At 74.1% G+C, this 3,973-nt stretch carries 5 protein-coding genes; 3 read left to right on the top strand and 2 right to left on the bottom strand.

Annotated elements, in window-relative coordinates:
• Nucleotides 1-335: phosphoenolpyruvate carboxykinase domain-containing protein (locus AB0L40_RS27000; RefSeq protein ID WP_364361775.1), on the top strand; the 335-nt coding region annotated here is incomplete at its 5' end.
• Nucleotides 336-518: 183 nt separating this feature from the next.
• On the opposite strand, the gene AB0L40_RS27005 is transcribed toward AB0L40_RS27000, so the two are convergent.
• Together AB0L40_RS27005 and AB0L40_RS27010 are read right to left on the bottom strand one after the other, a co-directional pair.
• The gene (locus AB0L40_RS27005; protein ID WP_364361777.1) at nucleotides 519-866 is read right to left on the bottom strand and encodes a type II toxin-antitoxin system PemK/MazF family toxin; all 348 of its coding nucleotides are present in this window, start codon (nucleotides 864-866) and stop codon (nucleotides 519-521) included.
• A complete protein-coding gene (locus tag AB0L40_RS27010; protein WP_364361779.1) occupies nucleotides 853-1,083 on the bottom strand; it encodes a ribbon-helix-helix domain-containing protein in 231 nt (76 codons plus the stop codon). Before AB0L40_RS27010 ends, AB0L40_RS27005 begins: the two co-directional genes overlap by 14 nt.
• 211 nt (nucleotides 1,084-1,294) lie before the next feature.
• On the opposite strand from AB0L40_RS27010, the gene AB0L40_RS27015 reads away from it, so the two are divergent.
• Together AB0L40_RS27015 and AB0L40_RS27020 are read left to right on the top strand one after the other, a co-directional pair.
• A complete protein-coding gene (locus AB0L40_RS27015; RefSeq protein ID WP_364361781.1) occupies nucleotides 1,295-2,740 on the top strand; it encodes a carboxypeptidase regulatory-like domain-containing protein in 1,446 nt (481 codons plus the stop codon).
• Between the two features lie 81 nt (nucleotides 2,741-2,821).
• A partial coding sequence (locus AB0L40_RS27020) for an AAA family ATPase (RefSeq protein WP_364361783.1) occupies nucleotides 2,822-3,973 on the top strand: 1,152 nt, incomplete at its 3' end.

A 3,973-nucleotide genomic window follows, 5' to 3' on the forward strand; every position in this document is an offset into this window, starting at 1 on the left:
TCTACGTCAACTGGTTCCGCAAGGACGCGGACGGCCGGTTCATCTGGCCCGGCTTCGGCGAGAACTCCCGCGTCCTCGAATGGATCTTCCGCCGCTGCAACGGTGAGGGCGAGGCCGTCGAGACGCCGATCGGCCTGGTGCCGACCCCCCGGGACCTCAACACCGACGGCTTGGATCTCAGCGACCAGGACGTCCGGACCCTGCTCGCGGTCGACGAGGACGCCGTCCGTTTGGAGCTGCCGCAGATCGAGGCGTACCTGCAGACCTACGGCGCGCACCTGCCCACCGAGATCATGGGCCAGCTGATCACCCTCAAACGCCGTCTGAGCGCCTGACCGCGGGTGACCGGCGCGCCCGCCGGTCACCTCCCTCTCCCCCGGCCACCGTCGCAGTGGATCGTTCGTGGGTGTCGCGTGTGGTGGGGGCCTCGACTGATGGCCACCGCACGGTCGCCGACTGCCGCAGTTCGGTGTCCGGCGGGGGCATCCCGAAACGGATCGTCTTTCGGGACGTCGTCCCTACAGGTCGAGGTGCAGTCGAAGGGCGTCGTCGATCTCGGACATGAGCGTCACCGGAAGACGGGCCAACGCCGGCCCGATGCGGTCGACGGAGACCGACCGGACCTGCTCCGCCTGCGCCTTGGAGTCCACCCGCAGGCCCGAGCGCTCGGCGGGGAGCAGCACCTGGAAGGGGTAGACCCGGCGGACGTTGCTCGTCACCGGCACGACGGTCACCACACCGCGTCCCAGGCGGGCGGCGGTGGTGTTCGCCCGGTCGTTGCCGACGAGGACCACCGGACGGCGCTCGTCGGCCTCGCTGGCTCGAACCGGGTCGAGGTCCGCGAGCCGGACCTCACCTCTCTGCATCACGGACCCCGTCGCCGGTGGACGGCTCCCAGAGTGCGCGGTCGCCGGACGACTCCCAGTCGTCCCATGCTTCCGCGTAGTCCTGCTCCAACCCCGCAGATCGGAGGAGCCGGATCGCGTGCTGGACCGCGGCGGAGCGCGACGGCAGCCCCGAGCTCCGTGCGAACCGGTCGAGCTCGGCGACGTCGTCCTCGGACAGGCTGACGCTCACTTTCATACCCCGGATGCTACCCGAGTAGCAACGCGATGAGATGCCGATCTCTGGTCGGATCCGGGCACGGTGGAGGTGCGCGACGACCCGCAAATCCTAGGGTCCGTGTCTGGGGTTCGAAGCATTGTGCGCCGAACCGGGCGTCGCGACACTGCGCCGGATGCTCCCCCGCCCGCGAAGGCTGCCGGCGGGTCGAGCCCGACCCCCAGAAGAAGTGATGTCCCCCGACATGAAGCACCTGAAGAACCTCCTGCGCGCCAGCATCCTGGCCGCCGCGCTCGGCGTGGCCCTGCCCGCCGGCGCGTCAGCCGCGACCGGCTCGATCCACGGCACGGTCACCAAGGCCAGCGACGGGGCCGCGGTCTCGCAGTACGCCGTCGACCTCTACGGCTCGACCCGCGTGAAGGTCGGCTCCGTCTGCACCGACGGCACCGGGAAGTACGCGTTCACGGGCCTGGCGACCGACTCGTACTACGTCTCGTTCTCCGGGGATCCGGCCGCCCCGTGCGCCGCGACCGGGTGGGCCCCGCGCTGGTACACCAGCCTGCAGGCGAAGCACGCGACCCCCGTCGCCGTGGTCGACGGCGCGGATCGGCCGGGCATCGACACGACGCTCAGTCCCGAGGGGACGGTCAGCGGCAAGGTGACCGAGGCAGCCGGCGGCGCAGGCCTCCCGGGTGTGTCGGCCCGCGTGATCGACACCGACGGCGTCGAGGCCGGCCGCGCGTGCACGGCTCCCGACGGCACGTACGAGGTCCGGCGCCTGACACCCCTGCCGTACATCGTCCAGTTCGTCCCGGATGCCACCTGCGCCCCGATCGGTGCCTACGCGAGCCGGTACTACCAGTTCGGGAATCCGGCCGGGGCCGAGACGGCGGCCGGGGCCTCGGCCGTCAGCACGGACTACGGCCAGGACAAGAGCGGGATCGACGTCCGGCTCGCCCTCCCGGTCCAGGTCGTCCAGCGCACCCTCACCGTCACCACGACCGGTTCGGGGTCGGTCGCGGGTGCGGCCGGCGGGATCTCGTGCCCCGGGACCTGCTCGGTCACGCGTGCGCAGGGCACCGTCGTCACGCTGACGCCGACCGCGGCCGCCCGATCGACGTTCACCGGCTGGACGGGCGCCTGCTCCGGCGCCGGTGCCTGCACGGTGACGCTCGACGGCGACAAGACGGTCGGCGCGACGTTCGCACCCACCGGCGGCGGGGTCGTCCCCGGCGGCGGCGTTCCCAGTGGCGGCGGCGCGGGCGGCGGCGCGGGCGGCGGGACGACCGGCGGCGGGACCGGCACGCCGCCCGTGGTGGTCCCTCCTGCGACCCCGACCCCGGGTGGCTCCGGCACGTCCGTACCGAAGGCGAAGTGCACGGTCGCCGCGCCCTCGAAGGTCCGGCGCGGCCGGTTCACCGTCAAGGTCCGCTGCGACCGCAAGGCCAAGCTCGTCGTCGGCGGCACCCTGAAGTTCAAGCGCGGCAAGAAGACCACGACCGTCAAGCTCGCGACCTCGACGAGCACGGCCACCACGAAGACCGTGTCGATCAAGGTGCCGGCGAAGGCGGCGCGGGCCCTGAAGGCGAAGGCCAAGCTCTCGGCGACGCTCACCCTGCGGGCCACCACGAGCGGCGGCACCACGTCAGCGGGGAAGAAGGTCGCGCGCATCCGGTAGCCCCCTCCCCCCGCGCGGACTCCCACGCCGTTCGAGCCGCGCCGTTCCGCGGGAGCGTCAATGCGCCTAGGATCGGGGGCGATGGTCGTCCCCCCGCGTCCCCCGCGGCTCCTCGAGCGCGGCCCGGAGCTCGACCTGCTCGCGGACGCCGTCGACGGCGCGGCCGCGGGCCGGCCAGGCCTGATCCTCGTGGAGGGTCCGGGAGGCATCGGCAAGACCCGGCTGCTGACGGCGGCGCGGGACCGGGCGGTCGCCGCCGGGGTGCAGGTCCTCGAGGCCCGCGGCAGCGAGCGCGAGCACCGCCTGCCGTTCGGCGTCGTCGACCAGCTGTTCCCGGCCGAGCGGGACGCCCGGCCCGGACCGACCGCGGACGCCGGGGGCGACGCGTCGTTCGTCACCCTGGCCGCGCTCTTCGGCGCCACCGAGGCGCTGGCCGAGCAGGGTCCGACGATGCTGGTGATCGACGACCTGCACCTCTGCGACGAGCCGTCGCTGCAGTTCCTCGGCTACCTCACGCGGCGCCTCGGCCGCCTGCGGGCCTCCGTCCTGGCGACGCTGCGGCCATTCGAGCGCTCCGCGTCGGCGGCGCTGCTCGGCGAGCTCGTCGGCGATCCGCTCACCACCTCCATCCGGCCGGCCGCGCTCAGCGAGGCGGCCACGTCGGAGCTGCTCGGCGACGCGCTCGGTGAGCCCGCCGACGCGGCGTTCGCCGCGGCGTGCCGGGAGGCGACGGGCGGCAACCCGCTGCTGCTCAGCGAGCTCGTCAAGACGCTGCGGCTCGAGGCGGTGTCGCCGGTGGCCCGGGACCTCGACGCGGTGAACGAGCTCGGCCCGCGGGCGGTGCTGCGGACCGTGCTCGTGCGGCTGGCCGGCCTGCCCGCCGACGCGACGGAGCTCGCGCGGGCGATCGCGGTGCTCGGCAAGACCGCCGACCTGCCGCTCGCCGCCGCGCTGGCCGGACTCGACGCGGACGCCGCGGGTGCCGCCGCCACGGCGCTGATCGGCGCGGAGATCCTGGCCGACCAGTCCGGCACGAGCTTCGTGCACCCGCTCGTCGAGTCCGCCGTCTACGAGGATCTCGCCGCGCCGCAGCGGTCGCTGGCGCACGGCGCCGCCGCCGACCTACTCCGCGAGCGCGGGCGGAGCGCGAGCGCGATCGCCGCGCACCTGGTCCTGGCGCCGCCCGGCGGCACGGCCGAGGCGTGCGACGTGCTCGCCGAGGCCGCCCGCGCC

It is taken from the genome of Patulibacter sp. NPDC049589 (assembly GCF_040675535.1).
Lineage (GTDB): Bacteria > Actinomycetota > Thermoleophilia > Solirubrobacterales > Solirubrobacteraceae > Patulibacter.